Source organism: Kutzneria buriramensis (genome assembly GCF_003387475.1).
In the GTDB taxonomy this organism is placed as follows: Bacteria; Actinomycetota; Actinomycetes; order Mycobacteriales; family Pseudonocardiaceae; genus Kutzneria; species Kutzneria buriramensis.
Window position 1 is genome coordinate 249,394 of the sequence record NZ_QUNO01000009.1, and the last position, 15,691, is coordinate 265,084.

Here is a 15,691-nt window from a genome sequence, read left to right on the forward strand (position 1 = left end):
CGAGGCAACGATGAAACTCTTACGTCCCAAGGCGGCCTGGCCGGCGGCGGCTGCCGGGCTGTTGCTCACCGTCGGTTTGGTCGGCTATGCCGGCGCAGCCAACAACACCGTCGCCACACCGGCGGCAACGGGCTTCGGCGTCGCGCCGTACGTGGACATGACCAACAACCAGGAGCCGATGCTGAACGCCGCGATCAGCGGCGCCGGCCTCAAGGCGTTCACCGCCGCGTTCGTGATCGGCAGCGGCTGCACCCCGATCTGGGGTGACACGCTGCCCGTCAGCAACGACCCCACGGTGAACGGTGAGATCAGCGCGGCGGTGTCGTCCGGCGCGCAGGCGATCGTGTCCTTCGGCGGCGCCGGCGGCGTCGAGCTGGCGCAGTCCTGCACCAACACCAGCTCGCTCACCGCGGCGTACCAGTCGGTGATAAACACCCTGCACGTCAACCACATCGACTTCGACGTGGAGGGTGCGTCGATCGCCGACCCGACCTCGATCAACAACCGCTTCGCGGCGATCAAGAACCTGGAGAGCGCCAACCCCGGGCTCGTGGTGTCGGTGACGATTCCGGTGCTGCCCAACGGTCCCGACAACAACGGGCAGACCTTCCTCCAGTCCGCCAAGAACGACGGCGCGCGCATCGACCTGATCAACATCATGACCATGGACTACTACGGCTCCTGGGACAGCAACCCGCAGATGGGGTCGTACGCCACCCAGGCCGCCACCGCCACGCTGAACGTCGCCCGCGGCCTCTGGCCGTCGGACACCTACGGCAACATCGGCATCACGCCGATGATCGGCCAGAACGACGACGCCGCCGAGGTGTTCAGCGAGAACGACGCGCACACCGTGGTGAACTTCGCCAATGCCAACGGGATCGGCCGGCTCGCGTTCTGGTCGGTCGACCGCGACCAGCCGTGCGGCGGCGGCGTGAGCGGCCTGCCGTCGTGCACCAACATCAGTCAGTCCAAACTGGACTTCAGCAAGATCTTCGACGGCTTCAACGGCGGGGGCGGCACCACGCCGCCGACCACCACCACGACAACGACGACCACCACGACCACCCCGCCGACGGGGTGCAACGGGATCGCCGCGTGGAACGCGAACACCTCCTACGTGCCGGGCAACGTCGTCTCCTACAACGGGCACAAGTGGACCGCGACCTACTGGTCGACCGGCGTGACGCCGGGGTCGGCGATCGCCTGGAACATCTGGCAGGACAACGGCGCCTGCTGAGCACGTCTTGCAACTCGGGACTCAACTGAAATTACGATTTCAGTTGAGTCCCGACTGCGAGATCAGCACAGGCAGCATCCCAATCTTGGCGAGATCACCTCAAGCATTCGCCACGGATCCGACGTCCCGGTTATTGATCCGGGGCCACAACGAATCGCGAGGTCAAAGAATTACCGACCTGACGCACTAACACCATGCAGCGGTCTGATACCTCACCCCCGACAGTTGTGTCACAGCCCGCATGCACACCCGAACGTCGTTGGTCGTTCGTTGGGCGTCGGTATAGTTCCGCCCTCCCGCCTGAATGGTACGCCTGTCGCACTGTATCCAGGTCTTGCCTCCGTCACCGGAGATTTCGAGCCACACGACGTCGCCGTCGTGCGCACTGGTCAGACGTGCCCATGCGTGCTGCACACCACTGATGTCCCCCTGACGGAGTTCCAGCGTCCTCCCCTCCACGACCGCGGACTGGACGTTCGACTTGTTGACCGCATTAACAGGATCAACCATTCCCGCACACGACACCTGAACGGACATGTTCCTCCTCGTTCCTTCACGCAGTTGTGAACGCCTCTCCAAGGAAAACCACGGCCTGGTCGCAACAGTGCAGTCGTCCGGCCAGTCGCGTCCCACCCAAAGGCGCGAACCGGTTCCTTCGCCCTTTACGCCAACGGTCAACCCTCGCCAGTGTCGCGCCCTCCATGGGCCGTCCGGAAGGGGCCATGGAGCTGCCACTCACTCATTCCGAACGCGCCGACTCACATGAACGTCATCGGAACCATTTCAGCGACCAACGCGATCGCCCCCGGTACCCGCTTCGTCGCCCCGTCCGGCGCGGTCGGAGAGACGCTGGCCACATCGCCGACCTTCCGGAAATTCGTTCACGGACGGTGCCGTTGACCTGGGTGGACGAGGGAGGCGGCGATGGCGGCTATCGAGTGGACTCACGAACACCGGCCGTTCGTCTTCCCGTGGCGTGCGGTGCTGCACTGGGCCGTCGTCGGGGCCGCGCTGGGGTGGGTGGCGTGGCGGATCCCCGGTATGGTCGCCCAGTTCACCGACACCGGCGTGCACGTCGACCACGTGCAGTGGGGTTGGCTGCTGGTGGCGGTGCTGAGCGGCGCCGGGGCGCTCGCGGCGTACGGAGAGCTGCACCGGCAGCTGCTGGTCGTCGGCGGCGTCGACGTGCCGGCGAGCACGGTTCAGGGCATCAACTTCGCGCAGAACGCGGTCTCGACGACGGTGCCGGTGGTCGGCGGCGCGGGGTCGCTGGGTTACGGCATCACCCAGCTGCGCAGGCGCGGCGTGAACGGGCCGGTCGCGGCCTGGTCGGTGCTGATGGCCGGCCTGATCACCACCGTCACGCTGATCGTCATCGGCTCACTGGGGCTGGCCATTGCCGGCGAGATCCCGTCCGGCGTGGCGGTCCCCATCGCGTTGATCGTCGGTCTCGGCACCGCCGGGTCGTGGCAGCTGCTCACGCATCCGGCAGTGCTCCGGCGCGGGGTCCACGCGGTGCTGCGGATCGCTCCTCGTAAGTGGGCGAACCGCGCCGAGTCGTCGGCGCTGGCGCTGTCCGAGAACGTGGCTTCGCTGCGCCCCAGCGGGCGGCAATGGCTGGCCCTGGTCGCAGTGGCCCTGTTGAGCTGGGTCCTGGACTTCGTGACGCTGGTCGCCAGCGTCCTCAGCGTGGACGTCGACATCCCGTGGGCCGCGCTGGTCGTCGGCTTCCTGATCGTGCAGGGCAGCATCGCCCTCCAGATCCTGCCCGGCGGCGCGGGCCTCGCCGAGACGGGCCTGCTCGGCGTGCTGCTCAGCGCCGGCATCGCCGCCGCCCCGGCCGGCGCGATCGTCCTCTTCTACCGCGCCATCACCTGGCTGGGCCTGGCCGTCATCGGCTGGGTCGTCTACGCCCTGCTCCCCCACCTGCGCCGCCGCGACGAGCTCCAGCCGGCACTCGTCTGACGCCCGCCGGTCGTCCCTGCGTCAGCTCTCCTCGATGAACCACTCGTAACCGAACAGCAGCCCGAACACGCCGCTGGGCACGCGCACCAGCACCCGCATGATCGCGGACATCCGCCCGCTGCCGTAGACCTGCGACCGGTGCATGGCCAGCGCGGCCTGCTTCTGCGCGGCGAACTGCCGCACGGGGATCCGGTGGGTGATGGCCGACGACGGGCTGTACGCGGTGGCCAGGTCCTCGGGGTCGTAGCGGAAGGGCAGCCGGAGCTTGCGGATCACCGTGCTCACCCGCACCACGAGATCGCGCGGCATCGTCGCCTCCAGCACCCGGACCCCGCCGGCCAGCTCGGCCGCCCGCTTGCCGACGACGTGCACCTTGATGTGGTCGCGGTGCCGGTAGCCGCCATTGACGTCGTAGCTGAGCAGGAGGTCGGCGTTCTCCTCCCGGAGCAGCTCGGCCAGCCGTCCGGCCGCCTCCTCGACGTCGGCGCGGGCGAAGCGCTGGCGGTCCGGCGGGTCGGGGTAGAGCACCGGCCCGTGCCCGCTGTCGGCGTAGCCGAGGTGCTCGACCCGGTGCGCGCCCAGCACCTGGGCGCTCGCGCGCAGTTCGGCCATCCGCCGTGGCTGGCCCTCGTCGGCGGCGACCATCGAGTCCGTCGCGACGACGATCACCACGCGGTGTCCCTCGGCCGCCGCGCGGGCCAGCGTGCCGCCGGTCAGCAGGGCCTCGTCGTCGGGATGCGCGTGGAACGCCACCAGGGTCGCCATCGCGCCAGTCTGCCAGGCGTCACCATTCGGGCTCGGGCAACTCGTCCTCGAAGTCGCACGCCGCCACCGCCGGCACGCCGGCGGCCCACATCTGCCGCAACAGCGCCGTCACCAGGCCGACGATCGCCTGTTGGCCCTCCTGCCCGTCGGCGTACACGTCGACGAGGGTCGGCCAGTTGGGGAAGTCGTCGCCGAGCCGCTCGAGGCGCCGGTTGTTGTGGTGCGGCTCCACCGCCACGCCCGGCGCGGACGGCAGATCCGCCACCGCCGGCACCGGTCCCCGGAGATAGACCTGGCAGTACTCGTACCCCCAATGCCCCATCCGCACAGTCTAGATTCGACACCCGGCGGGTTTGGGCCGCGGTCGTAGAATCGACTCACCAGCGCTGCGCGTCTCAACCATGAGAGGTGGGGCAGCATGTTCTCGGAGCGAGTCGTCGAAAGGTATCGGTTCACCTGCGCCCGGTGCGGCGAGCACTCGGACGACGTCTTCCAGGTGACGCACGTGACCGACGCCGAAGGGGATCTGTTCTCCTACTACAGCCACGGCGGATTCCCCTGTGAGGCGCCGGTGGCAGCCGAGAACCTGTGTTCCGGCTGCCACTGCGGCCCCGTTCACGTGGAGATGCTCTCCAGCGCGCCCTGGCGCCCGGCCGAGGGCATCGTGCCCGGCGGCTGACCGCTAGCGCAGGCCCGGCAGGACCTGCGTGTGCTCGGCCCGGACCGCCCGCAACGCGTTGGGGTCGAGGCAAAGCAGCGCCAGGATGCTCGGCGCGATCTGGGTGGTTTCGACGCTCGCGTCCACCGTGCGGTGTCCGTGCACGCCCGCCCCGGAGACCACCAGCGCGACGTCGCGGTCGTCGGGCGCGGCCCCGCCGTGCTCGGCGATCTTCGACTTCTTGCCGGTGTAGACCACGCCGTACTGGGCGACGCCCATCAGGTCCGGCACCCGCGGGTCATTGGCGGCCGTGTGGAAGTACGACTGTCCGGTGTGGACCTCGGCCAGGCCGGACGCGGTGAACGGCTTGGCGGCGCCGGTGATCCCGTTGCCGGTGCCGTTCTGCGCGAGCAGGTAGTCCTTGGCGAACTGGAACGCGGCGGCGGAGCGGTCGTTGAGCCACAACAGCATCGCGTCGTCGTCGGTGGAGAACGCCACGAGGTCGCCGCTGCCGGGGTGGGCCGCCTTCCACGCCGCGTTCAGGCCGTCCAGGATCGGGCCGTCGGCGATGCGGGTCAGCGCGTTCGGGTCGGTCGGCGACTGGCCGTGCTTGGCCGAGAGGATCACCGTGGTCCGGTCGGCGAGGTGCTGCTTGGCCAGTTCCGTTGTCAGGGAACCGATCTCGGAATTCACGGAGTCCAGTGCGCTGGACAGCAGCGGGCCGGGCGTGCCGTCCGCGTTGTAGCCGCCGGCCGGCAGCTTCTGCGCGGTGGACACCGTCTGGAAGTTCATGCCGAAGACCGCCGGCGTGCCGACCCTGGTCGTGCCGGAGTGGTCGTAGCCGTCGATCTCGTTGCGCACGGCCAGCACCTTGTAGTGGTCGTACTGGCGGGTCGCGGTGTTGTCGGTGGTCCAGTCGCCGGCGCCGAAGTTCGAGTTGATCTCCGGCGTGAACAGGTCCTGCACGCCGTCGCCGGACGGGCCGTCCAGGATGTCGTAGGCGGCATGCTTGTCCGACCACGCGGTGCGCAGGCCGGCCGAGCGGGCCACCTCGAAGACGGTGTTGACCTTGAGGTACTGGTTGGGCAGCACCGGCTTGCAGGTCGCCGGGTCGACCGGCAGCTTCGACGCCTGGATCAGCGTCTGCGGCGTGCCGGTCATGCCGAGGATCGAGTTCGGCAGGCCGGCGAGGCCCTGGCCGGCGTCCAGCGCCGTCTTGTCCTTGTCCAGGTCCTCGGTGAGGTCGACCTCCGCGCCGGGCGTGGCGCCCTTGCACTCGGTGGTGCCGGCCGGCAGCAACGCGTGGTTGAACGTGTCGTCGTAGTAGATGCCCGTGGTGGCGGGATTTCCGCCCGTGAGCTGGCCGACCATACCCGGGAACGAATCGGACGGAACCGGCGTTTTCGCATGGCTGTAGTCGATTCCGCCGTGCACCAGCCGCGCCAGCGCCGAGGCCGGGTGCTGGCGGACGTACCAGGCCAGGTCGGTCGCGTGCAGGCCGTCCACCGAGATCAGCAGCACGTGGTGGTCCGGCGCCGCCGCCGAGGCCGGCCCCACCGCCGTCGCGCCCAGCAGTCCCGCCATCGAGGCGGCCAGTAACACCGTTCTCCGCATTCGCCCACTCCCGTCACCGGTTCCTCTACAGAGCCGTAGAAGTAGTAGGCGATGCGGATGAACGGCGCGTGAACCTGAGCTCAAGGGTCAGTCCTCGACAAGCCCCAGTCGCGCGGCGAGGTCGTCGATGAGCTCCGCCGGCAGGAGATCGGTACGGATGCCGATGCGGAGTTCATGATTGGGGACGACCTCGATGAGCAGGGGGCAGGCCATCTCCAGCGCGCCAACGTCGTCGATGGGCTCGGTGGCGCAGCCGGTGAGGCGCAGCGGGGTGCGGTCGTCGTCCTGGACGAGTAGGACCGGCAGGGTGCCGAGCACGGGGGCCAGGCCCGGAGTGGTCATGGCGACCTCGGTGAAGGCTAGGTCCTGGGCGGCGAGGGCGTCGGCGACGGTCCGGGCCTCGGATCCCGGCTGGAGGCGCAGGCAGAGGGGGTTGGCGCGGTAGGTGATGGCGGCGTCGAGCACGGGGTTGCCGCGGACGGAGACGGGGGCGAGTAGGGCGACGTCCTTGACGAACGACCGCAGGGCGTCAGCGACGGCGGCGACCAGCTCGGGGAAGGTGCCGGCGGCGAGGGGAGGAAAGCTGTGGAGCAGGGCGGGGCCGACGGAATGACCGGCGGGGATGTCGAGGCACGCGGGGAGGTCGGAGAGCTGGGAACGCCAGTAGCGGCGCTGGGCGGCGAGGTCGGTGGCGCCGAGGTGGCTGCGATGCGCGGCGGAGACCTCGGCGAGAGTGGGCGCGGGAACGGTCCATACGGGAGCGACGCCGCGAACCCGTGACGCGTACGCGGTGGCGAGGTCGTTGAGCAGCAACGAGCGGGAGTGGCCGTCGTAAGCGATGTGGTGCACGGCGATGCCGAAGGCGGTGCGAGATCCGTCGGAAACGGTCAAAGCACGCCAGACGCGGCCGGCGGCCAGCGACAGGGGCTCGTGCAGGTGCTTGGTGAGGCTGAGGACGGCGGCCTCGGCGTCGGGGGTAGCGGGCAGGGTGGCGAACTCGACGCAGCCGGGATCGCCGACGGTCACGGACGTGCGCTGGTAGCGGGCATGCAGGGTCTGATGCCGAAGGTGCACGTCGTTCAGCGCCGTCTCCAGGGCCTCGACATCGAGCGGACCGTCAACCCACCAGGTGAGCATGAGAATGTCGTTGCTGTCGACGTACGTGGCCTGGCCGGCGGTGAGCGGGAAGCGGTTGGAACGCGAGACGACGACGGGCCGGCGAGCGGCGGAGTCGATCCACGCGGCGAGGTCGGCGACGCGAGGGGTGCGGTAGAGCTGCGAGAGCGGCAAGGTGACGCCGGTGGCGGTGACCAGGCGCGTACAGATCCGCGCCAGCTCGAGGGAATTGGCGCCGAGCAGGGCGAGCGAGGTGTCGGCGGAGATGTCCGGGATGCCCAGGACTTGGGCGCAGGTGGAGGCGACCAGGGACCGAGTGTTGTCGGTGACGATCTCCACGGCGATCCGCGACGGGCCGCCGGCGAGCGCCTTGCGGTCGACCTTGCCGTTGCGGGTCAAGGGAATCGCGTCGAGGCGCTCGATCTGGCGCGGTATCAGGTAAGCGGGGAGGCGCGAGGCCAGCGAGGACCTCAACGCCGACGGGGACACCTCGACAGCGACAAAGCTGAGCCGGAGATCGGTGTAAGCGCCGTCGGGTCCCTTGATCGGCACGACGACGGCCTGCCGGATCCCGGGCACCTGCTCGGCGACACGCTCGATCTCGCCAGGCTCGATCCGGTGCCCACGCACCTTGACCTGCAGGTCGTTGCGCGCCACGTAGTGCAGCACGCCGTCGGCGGTGACGTAGCCGAGATCGCCGGTGCGGTACACCAGCTGCGGGCCGCCGGCCGTCTCCAAGGTGACGAACTGGCGGGCGGTCAGCTCGGGATCGTCGAGGTAGCCGAGGGCGAGGCCGTCGCCGGACAGGCACAGTTCACCGACCTGGCCCGGCGCACACGGCCGCGTGCCATCGAAGACGTGCACGTCGCTGTCGGTCACCGGCACACCGATCGGGACATCAGCCCTGGTGTCCTCAATGGACACCCGGCGGTAGGAGACGATGCCGGCCGATTCCACGGGGCCGTAGGCGTTGGTCAGGGTCATCGTCGGAAAGCGCTCCAGCAGGCGCCGGCAGTGCGCGTCGGAAGCCTTCTCCCCCACGATGAACGCGTACCGAATGCCCTCGAACGCGTCCACCCCCTCGTCCACCAACAGGTTGAACACGGCGGTCGGCAGGCACAGCGTGTTCAACCCGTGCGCGGAGACCAGATCTCGCACCAGGGACGGCAGCAGCACGTCGTCGACGAAGACCGAGGTTCCGCCGGACAGCAAGGCGCTCCACAGGTCCAGCAGCGAGCCGTCCCAGTGGGTCGGCATGGTCTGGGTCTGCACCGCGCCCGGGCCGAAGTCGCCGAACGCGCAGTCGTCGTACAACCGCACGGTGCCGCGATGCGCCACCACAACGCCCTTCGGCTCGCCGGTGGAGCCGGACGTGAAGAAGATGTGCGCCGGGTCGTCCCTGGACACGGCGACCGGCGGCACCGAGCGGCCCGAAGAAGCGCCAGGCGTCCAGGACGGAACGTCCCAACCGTCCAAAGGAGACACGACGAGACGCGCGTGCAGCCGTCGAACCAGGGACGCCGAGCGCTCGCGCGGCCAGCGCGGATCGATGCCGGCGTACACCGCGCCCCGCATCATGATCGCCAGTAGTGCGGCGACCATCTCGGGATCACGTTTCATCACAACGGCGACGTGTTCGCCGGGCCCGACACCGCGCGCGGCTAGCTCCGCGGCGTAGTCCTCGGACAGCGCGGCCAGCTCACGGTAGGTGAGCCGGCGGTCGCCGTGCACGATGGCGGTGGCGTCGGGCCACCGCCGCGCGCAGTCGGCGAACAGGCCATGCACGGTGTCGGCGCGTCTCATCAGGTCACCTCACTGCGATCGTAAGTACGAACGGAAAGCCCGGGTCGCCACCCAGAGGGCGAAACCCAGCAACACCGACAACATCCCGAGATACAGGCCGATCTGACCCCAGTCCGGCGAGGCCCCCAGGGCCTCCCGGGCGGCCTCTACCGACCAGTTCAGCGGATTCACCTTCGACACGGCCTGGATCCAGCCCGGGGCGAGGTTCAGCTGCATGTACGCGGAGGAGGTGAAGGTCAACGGCAGCACCAGGAACTGCACGGCGACCACCAGTACATTGATCTTCCGCACGATCACCGCCAGCGCATTGGACAACGCCCCGATCAGGCAGCTCAGCAGCGCCACCGACACCAGCATCACCAGATACCCCGGCACGCCGCCGGCGAAGGACACGCCCTTCACCCACGCCAGGCAGAGGATCAGGATGCTCTGTGCCAGCACGACAACCGCCTGCTGCGCCAGCGGTCCGAGCAGGATCGCCAACCGCTGCATGGGCGAGGCCAGCAGCCGGTCCAGCAGCCCGTTGTCGATGTCGATGATCGTGTACATGCCGTTCCAGCCGCCGGCGTAGAGCCCGGTCATGGCCAGCACGCCGGGCGTCAGGAACGCCAGGTACATGCCGCCGGTGAAGCCCGGGATCCGGCTGACCGCGCTGAACAGCGAGCCGAAGATCAGCAGCCACACGATCGGCTGCACCAGCGAGATGATCGTGGTCCACGGCGAGCGGACCACGCCCCGGATGTGCCTGGCCGAGCTGAGCCAGACCGCACTGGCCAGAGTCACGAGGCCTCTCCTTCCGCGTTGCCGCGCCGGAAGGCGCGTCCGGTGTGCCGCAGGTACACGTCGTCCAGCGACGGACGGTTGACGGTCGCCGACACGACGCCGTCTACAGTGGACAGCAGCCGAGGCAGGGCCCGGGCGCCGTCGGCGGTTCGCAGGTGCACCACCGCGTCCTCGGCCTGCACGTCCCAGACGTCCTCGTCGGCCAGCTGGGCAGCCGCTCGAACGGCCGCCTCCGCGCTGTCGAGTCCGATGTGGACGGCGTCGCCGCGCAGCTCGCCCTTGAGCTCGGCCGGCGTGCCGCTGGCCACCACCCGGCCGCGGTCGACGATCGCCAGCTGGTTCGCCAGCAGGTCGGCCTCCTCCAGGTAGTGCGTGGTGAGCAGCACCGTAAGGCCGTCCTCACGGGTCAGCGTGCGGATCTCGTCCCACAGGCCGATCCGCGCCTCCGGGTCCAGCCCGGTCGTCGGCTCGTCCAGGAACAGCACCCGCGGCCGGTGCACCAGCCCCATCGCCAGGTCCAGCCGGCGGCGCTGGCCGCCGGAGTAGTTGTACGGCGTGAGCTTCGCCTTCTCCCCCAGCCCGAACCGCTCCACCTGCTCGTCGACCCGGGTACGCAGCTCGCGGCCGCGCAGCCCGTGGATACGGGCCATCATCGCCAGGTTCTCGATGCCGGTGGCCATCTGGTCCACGGCGGTGCGCTGGGCCACCACGCCGATCGCCCGCCGCACCTCGCTCGCCTCGGCCAGCACGTCGAAGCCGGCCACCCGAGCGGTTCCCGAATCCGGAATGGACAGTGTGGTGAGGATCTTGACGGTGGTGGACTTGCCGGCGCCGTTCGGGCCGAGCAGGCCGAACACCTTGCCCGGCTCGGCGGCGAAGCTCAGGCCGTCCAGCGCCCGCACGTCCCTGCCGTACGTCTTGACCAGCCCGGCCACCTCGATGGCGGGCCGCGCGGCGGCGGTGTCCCGCACCGCAACCGCCGCTTCTGCTTGCGTCACAACGCCTCCACTCCAGCTCTCACCTGATCCGACATGGACGCGGCGACCTCGGCCGCATGGCTGACGACGAACCGGACCACCTGGCACAGCACGGCGATGTCCCGCGGCGTCGTCGCGGTTCCGCTCGGCAGCACGACCAGGCGTTCGGCGAGCTCCTCGGTGCCCGGCATCGGGGCGTGCACGCGGTCGCGGTATGCCGCGGTCCGGTGGCAGCCCGGCGTGAAATACCGGCGCCCCATGATGTTCTCCGCGCGCAACGCATCCGTCAGCACGTCCCGGCTCACGCCGGCGATCGCGACGTCCACGTCCAGCACGACGTACTGGTAGTTGTTGCGCTCGCGGTGGTCGAAGTCCAGCACCCGAAGCCCGGGAACGCCGGCCAGCTCCGCCTGGTACGCCTCATGGTTCTCACGGTTGCGGGCCACGAACGCCGGCATCGCGGCCAGCGACGCCAGCCCCATCGCGGCGGCGACCTCGCTCATCTTCGCGTTGGTGCCGGGCTCGGCCACCTCCGACTCGGAGACGATGCCGAAGTTCGACAGCGAGCGGGCCCGCTCGGCGAGCGAGTCGTCGTTGGTGACGAGCGCCCCTCCCTCGAACGAGTTGACGACCTTGGTGGCATGGAAGGAGAACACCTCCGCGTCGCCGAAGCCGCCGATCATCCGGCCGCCGGCGCTGCACCCGAAGGCGTGCGCCGAGTCGTAGAGCAGCTTCAGGCCGTGGGCTGCGGCGAACTCGGCGAGGCGGTCCACATTGCACGGCCGGCCCCACAGGTGCACCGCCATGATGCCACTGGCCCGCCGGGTCAACACGCTGCCCAACCGGTCGACGTCGATGTTGCCGGACGGGTCCACATCACAGAACACCGGCGTCAATCCCAGCCAGTGCACGGAATGCGGCGTGGCCGGGAAGGTGAACGACGGCACGATCACCTCGCCGGTCAGCCCGGCGGCGCGGATCGCCAGCTGGAGCGCGGCGGTCGCGTTGCAGGTGGCGACGCAGTGCTCCACCTCGACCAGCTCGGCGACCTGGCGCTCGAACTCGCGGGCCACCGGGCCCCGGTTGCTCAGGTAGCGGCGGTCGAGAATGTCGTTGACGGACTTGAGGAAACGCTTGCGGTCGCCGATGTTCGGCACGCCGATGTGCACGGGCGCCGGGAACGCCGGTCTGCCGCCGAACAGCGCGAGATCGTCCAGACGGAGCTTCACGCGACCCCCTCAAGCATGCCGACCACGGCGGCCGGTTCCGGCTGCGCCAGCAACTCGTCCCGCATCCAGGCCGCCGCCTCGCGGTACTTCGGCTCCGTGAGGAGATCCGCCAGTGCGGTCTTCAGCTCCTCCGACGACGGTTCGGCGACGTCGAGGTTGATGCCGACGCCGGTGTCGTGGATCCGGCCGGCGGTGCGGTACTGCTCCCCCATCTGCGGCAACATCAGCTGCGGCACGCCGGCGCGGGCGGCAGTCAGCGTCCCACCGAGCCCGCCTTGGCTGATGAACAGGTCGGAACGCGGCACGACCTCGCTCAGCGGCAGCCACGCCGCGACGATCGACCCTTCGGGCAGCCTGGGCTTGGCCGCCAGCTGCCCGACGGCGACCACGAGTTCGACGTCGAACTCCCCCACCACGGCGGCGACCGATTCCAGCACCTGCTTGGCGCGCGGGTTGTGGATCGACCCCAGCGTCAGCACGACCCGCTTGCGGCTCAACGGCTCGTAACACCAGCGCGGGGCCGGCCGGGACCCGGTGAACGGGACGTAAGCGACGGGCGTCGTCGGGGTGGCGTCGAGCAGCTGAAGGCTCGGCGGCACCGGGTCCAGCTCCATCAGCGGCGGCGCCGGCGAGATGTGAAAGCGCTCATACAACGGCCTGAGCTGCTCAGATGCCACCTCGGCGACAGCCGAGGGCAGGTGTAGCACGCATCGCACGGACACCGCCGGCACGCCGGTGAGCGCGGCGACGAAGGGCCCGGTGTAGTCCAGGCTCTCGTGCAGCACCAGGTCCGGACGCCAGTCCCGGGCCAGCGCGGCCAGGTCGTCGGCGGCATGGGCCGCCGCCAGCGACCAGCCGCGACCGGCGGCGAGGACCAGCTTCTCCTCACGGCCGGCGTCCGGCGCGGGCTGCGGCCACTCCCCCGGCAGCAGTTCCCGCCCGACGGCGACGCCGGCCAGCCCGGTCTCCTTCACCACCGAGCAGAACGTCGGCGCGACCGCGACCAGCACCTCGTGGCCGGCGGCGCGCAGCGCCCAGCCGTAGGGCACGAGCTGGTAGAAGTGCCCGTGCGCGGCGTTGGAGGTGATCAGTACCCGCACGCGAATGCCCCCTTCATGTCCACCGCACCGGAACGCGGGCCGGGCCACGGAAGCCGGGCGCGGACCGCCACGGCACGTCGTGCTCGGCGAGTTCCAGGCGGGGGAACCGCGCCAGCACCATCGGCAGCGCCACGCGCGCCTCCAGCCGGGCCAGGCCGGCGCCGAGGCAGAAGTGCGCGCCGAAGCCGAAACCCAGGTGCGGATTGGGATCCCTGGTGATGTCGAAGGTGTCCGGGTCCTCGAACACCGCCGGGTCGCGGTTGGCCGCGCCGATCAGGAGGTTCACCAGCCGGCCCTCGCGCAGCACGCGACCGCCGATCGTGACGTCCACGCGCGGCACGCGGCCCACGTTCTGCAGCGGGCTCTCGTACCGGAACACCTCTTCCACCGCGCCGTCGATCAGACTCGGATCGGCGCGGAGCGCGGCGAGCTGCGAGGGATGCCGCAGCAGCGTGAGGATCCCGCTGGCCAACAGGTCGGTGGACGTCTCGTGGCCGGCGGTGACCATGAAGAGCACGTTCGCCGCCAGCTCGTCGAAGCTCAGCGTCTCGTCGCCCATCTCCAGCAGCGAGCTGATCAGGTCGTCCCGCGGCTCGCGCCGACGGTCCGAACACAGCTGGGAGACCAGGTCCCGCATGTCCGCCATCTGCTGTTCCCACACCACGGCCGTCGCCGGCTCGATCGTGCCGGCCGACATGATCCGCACCAGTGTGTCGGACCAGGCCAGGAGCTTGTCCACATGGGACCACTCGATGCCGAGCAGGTTCGAGATCACTCTGGCCGGCAAGGGGTACGCGAGTTCGCGAACGACATCGCCCTCGCCGCCGACCTCGTCGAGCAGCTCGGCGGTGAACCGCTCGATGGTGTCCCGCTGGCCGTCGATCTGCTTGCCCACCAGTCGCTTCGCCAGCACGCGGCGCAGCCGCCGATGCCCGTCGCCCTCCTGGAACGCCAGGATCGACCGCAGCGTCCGGGCGAGCGCGCCGTCTGCCAGCTCGGCCGGCAGCACGCGGCGCAGGTCGTTCAGCTTGTCCACCACCAGGTCCGGGTGGTTGAGGGCCTCCCGGACCTCGGCGTGCGACACCAGGTTCGGGCCCGGATTCGGGAGCTTGCGCAGCTGGGCGTACAGCGGATACGGATTGGCCGCCAGCTGCGTGAGGACGCCGGTCATGACGTGACGGCGTCGAGGTTCCACTCGCCGCGGCGCACCATCATGAACACCTGGGCGGCCATGCCGTGCTCCTCGACCTTCGCGGCGAGATCGACCGGCTGGCGGTTCGACGAGGTCGTGTCCTTGGGGTGCCACAGGTGCAGCGCCCACAGCTCGGGCCGGGCCAGCACGTACACGCCGGCCTGCTCCATCCGCACGCCCAGCGCGAAGTCGTGCTCGCCGTAGCCGTGCAGCTCCTCGTCGAAGCCGCCGAGCTGCCAGAACGTGCCCACGGGCCACACCGAGTTCGGCGGGATCACCCAGTACGGGCGGACCGCGACCGGCTCCTCCGGGTCGACCGGCGCGACGCCGCCGAACAGGCTGAACCGGATCTCCGGGCCGACCAGCGTGCCCTCGTCCTGGTCGGGCATCGGCACCGGGGCCTCGCTGTCCAGGATCAGCGCCGAGTCACGCAGCTCCGCGATCCGGCCGGCGTCGACCTCGGCGCGCACCTCGTCGTGCTCCAGCCGCGGCAGCCAGTGCACCGGCCCGAGCAGCACCGAGTCCGGGTGGCTGCGGGTCAGCTCGCTGATCATGGCGAAGGCCTCGGGCTGGAGCACCAGGTCGCTGTCCAGCATCACCATCGAGGTCACGCCGGCGGGCAGGTTGGCGGCGCCGATGTTGCGCGCCCGTCCGATCCGGATGCCCTGGTGCGGGCCGGCCTTCACCACGCGCAGCCGGTCCTGCCAGAACGGCGACGACGCCGCCTGCTCCAGCAGCTGGTCCGTGCCGTCCGTGCAGCCGTCGTCCACGACCACCAGCACGAAATCGTCGTCGGTCTGTTTCTCCAGGCTGGCAAGGAGAATCTCCAGGTTCGCCCGGCGGTTGTAGACGGGGACCACGGCACCGAGAGTCATGGCGGTATCGACCTTTCTGCTCGCCGGACTTGTGGCCGAAATGCTGCTGGCCGCCTCTCGCAAGCCGCTGGACGCCGACTGGGACATGACAACCGTCATGCGGGGGTCCGGAAGCTCGACACTGCCGGCCGGGCCGCCGCGGATCCTAGGGTCGTTGCCGACAAGGAGCTTCCGAGGAGGAACCATGAACGCGGTCGGCAAGACCATCTCCACCGTCATCTACCTGATCGCGCTGCTGATCACCTACCTGGTGGCCAAGGACGCGCTGCCCGTGGTGGCCATCGTCGGCGTGGTCCTGTTCTTCGCCGTGCACCTGACGCTGCGCTCCCGCCAGGGTTCGAAGCGCTGAGTTCCAGCGGGCTTCGACCGGCGGG

14 protein-coding genes are annotated in these 15,691 nt (G+C 69.9%); 4 read left to right on the forward strand and 10 right to left on the reverse strand.

Annotated elements, in window-relative coordinates:
• Positions 1-10 precede the first annotated feature (10 nt).
• Positions 11-1,240: a chitinase gene (locus BCF44_RS26800; protein ID WP_116177149.1), complete on the forward strand. Its 1,230-nt coding sequence runs from the start codon at positions 11-13 to the stop codon at positions 1,238-1,240.
• Positions 1,241-2,164: 924 nt separating this feature from the next.
• Positions 2,165-3,205: a lysylphosphatidylglycerol synthase transmembrane domain-containing protein gene (locus tag BCF44_RS26805; protein ID WP_116177150.1), complete on the forward strand. Its 1,041-nt coding sequence runs from the start codon at positions 2,165-2,167 to the stop codon at positions 3,203-3,205.
• 21 nt (positions 3,206-3,226) lie between these two features.
• Here the strand turns inward: BCF44_RS26805 and BCF44_RS26810 are convergent, their stop codons facing one another.
• Positions 3,227-3,970 carry a PIG-L deacetylase family protein gene (locus tag BCF44_RS26810; RefSeq protein ID WP_116177151.1) on the reverse strand — a complete coding sequence of 248 codons (744 nt, stop codon included), beginning with the start codon at positions 3,968-3,970 and terminating at the stop codon, positions 3,227-3,229.
• Between the two features lie 19 nt (positions 3,971-3,989).
• Entirely contained in the window at positions 3,990-4,292 is a 303-nt protein-coding gene (locus BCF44_RS26815; RefSeq protein WP_116177152.1) for a hypothetical protein, read from the reverse strand.
• Positions 4,293-4,388: 96 nt separating this feature from the next.
• Here BCF44_RS26815 and BCF44_RS26820 point away from each other — a divergent pair, with 96 nt between their 5' ends.
• The gene (locus tag BCF44_RS26820) at positions 4,389-4,649 is read left to right on the forward strand and encodes a hypothetical protein (RefSeq protein ID WP_116177153.1); all 261 of its coding nucleotides are present in this window, start codon (positions 4,389-4,391) and stop codon (positions 4,647-4,649) included.
• A 3-nt stretch (positions 4,650-4,652) separates the two neighbouring features.
• On the opposite strand, the gene BCF44_RS26825 is transcribed toward BCF44_RS26820, so the two are convergent.
• The 8 genes from BCF44_RS26825 to BCF44_RS26860 all read right to left on the reverse strand — a co-directional run bounded on the left by BCF44_RS26825 (position 4,653) and on the right by BCF44_RS26860 (position 15,317).
• Positions 4,653-6,242, reverse strand: a complete 1,590-nt coding sequence (locus tag BCF44_RS26825; RefSeq protein ID WP_170217766.1) for an alkaline phosphatase family protein — start codon at positions 6,240-6,242, stop codon at positions 4,653-4,655.
• An 87-nt stretch (positions 6,243-6,329) separates the two neighbouring features.
• On the reverse strand, positions 6,330-9,161 hold the full coding sequence (locus tag BCF44_RS26830; RefSeq protein WP_116177154.1) for a non-ribosomal peptide synthetase: 2,832 nt from the start codon (positions 9,159-9,161) through the stop codon (positions 6,330-6,332).
• 9 nt (positions 9,162-9,170) lie between these two features.
• On the reverse strand, positions 9,171-9,944 hold the full coding sequence (locus BCF44_RS26835) for an ABC transporter permease (RefSeq protein ID WP_116177155.1): 774 nt from the start codon (positions 9,942-9,944) through the stop codon (positions 9,171-9,173).
• On the reverse strand, positions 9,941-10,942 hold the full coding sequence (locus BCF44_RS26840) for an ABC transporter ATP-binding protein (protein WP_246015579.1): 1,002 nt from the start codon (positions 10,940-10,942) through the stop codon (positions 9,941-9,943). Before BCF44_RS26840 ends, BCF44_RS26835 begins: the two co-directional genes overlap by 4 nt.
• The gene (locus tag BCF44_RS26845) at positions 10,939-12,150 is read right to left on the reverse strand and encodes a DegT/DnrJ/EryC1/StrS family aminotransferase (protein ID WP_116177157.1); all 1,212 of its coding nucleotides are present in this window, start codon (positions 12,148-12,150) and stop codon (positions 10,939-10,941) included. Before BCF44_RS26845 ends, BCF44_RS26840 begins: the two co-directional genes overlap by 4 nt.
• Positions 12,147-13,250 carry a nucleotide disphospho-sugar-binding domain-containing protein gene (locus BCF44_RS26850; protein WP_116177158.1) on the reverse strand — a complete coding sequence of 368 codons (1,104 nt, stop codon included), beginning with the start codon at positions 13,248-13,250 and terminating at the stop codon, positions 12,147-12,149. Before BCF44_RS26850 ends, BCF44_RS26845 begins: the two co-directional genes overlap by 4 nt.
• 13 nt (positions 13,251-13,263) lie before the next feature.
• Positions 13,264-14,421: a cytochrome P450 gene (locus BCF44_RS26855; protein ID WP_116177159.1), complete on the reverse strand. Its 1,158-nt coding sequence runs from the start codon at positions 14,419-14,421 to the stop codon at positions 13,264-13,266.
• Positions 14,418-15,317, reverse strand: coding sequence for a glycosyltransferase family 2 protein (locus BCF44_RS26860; RefSeq protein ID WP_170217767.1), 900 nt, complete (start codon positions 15,315-15,317; stop codon positions 14,418-14,420). Before BCF44_RS26860 ends, BCF44_RS26855 begins: the two co-directional genes overlap by 4 nt.
• A 184-nt stretch (positions 15,318-15,501) precedes the next feature.
• Between BCF44_RS26860 and BCF44_RS55680 the strand changes: the two genes are divergently transcribed.
• The gene (locus BCF44_RS55680) at positions 15,502-15,666 is read left to right on the forward strand and encodes a hypothetical protein (protein WP_170217768.1); all 165 of its coding nucleotides are present in this window, start codon (positions 15,502-15,504) and stop codon (positions 15,664-15,666) included.
• Positions 15,667-15,691 lie beyond the last annotated feature (25 nt).

Excerpts from the sequence above, each read along its gene's own strand:
- BCF44_RS26825 (WP_170217766.1), bottom strand. The coding sequence starts at position 6,242 with ATGCGGAGAACGGTGTTACTGGCCGCCTCGATGGCGGGACTGCTGGGC.
- BCF44_RS26855 (WP_116177159.1), bottom strand. The coding sequence starts at position 14,421 with ATGACCGGCGTCCTCACGCAGCTGGCGGCCAATCCGTATCCGCTGTAC.
- BCF44_RS26810 (WP_116177151.1), bottom strand. The coding sequence starts at position 3,970 with ATGGCGACCCTGGTGGCGTTCCACGCGCATCCCGACGACGAGGCCCTG.
- BCF44_RS26805 (WP_116177150.1), top strand. The coding sequence starts at position 2,165 with ATGGCGGCTATCGAGTGGACTCACGAACACCGGCCGTTCGTCTTCCCG.
- BCF44_RS55680 (WP_170217768.1), top strand. The coding sequence starts at position 15,502 with ATGAACGCGGTCGGCAAGACCATCTCCACCGTCATCTACCTGATCGCG.
- BCF44_RS26860 (WP_170217767.1), bottom strand. The coding sequence starts at position 15,317 with ATGACTCTCGGTGCCGTGGTCCCCGTCTACAACCGCCGGGCGAACCTG.
- BCF44_RS26800 (WP_116177149.1), top strand. The coding sequence starts at position 11 with ATGAAACTCTTACGTCCCAAGGCGGCCTGGCCGGCGGCGGCTGCCGGG.
- BCF44_RS26815 (WP_116177152.1), bottom strand. The coding sequence starts at position 4,292 with ATGGGGCATTGGGGGTACGAGTACTGCCAGGTCTATCTCCGGGGACCG.
- BCF44_RS26830 (WP_116177154.1), bottom strand. The coding sequence starts at position 9,161 with ATGAGACGCGCCGACACCGTGCATGGCCTGTTCGCCGACTGCGCGCGG.
- BCF44_RS26820 (WP_116177153.1), top strand. The coding sequence starts at position 4,389 with ATGTTCTCGGAGCGAGTCGTCGAAAGGTATCGGTTCACCTGCGCCCGG.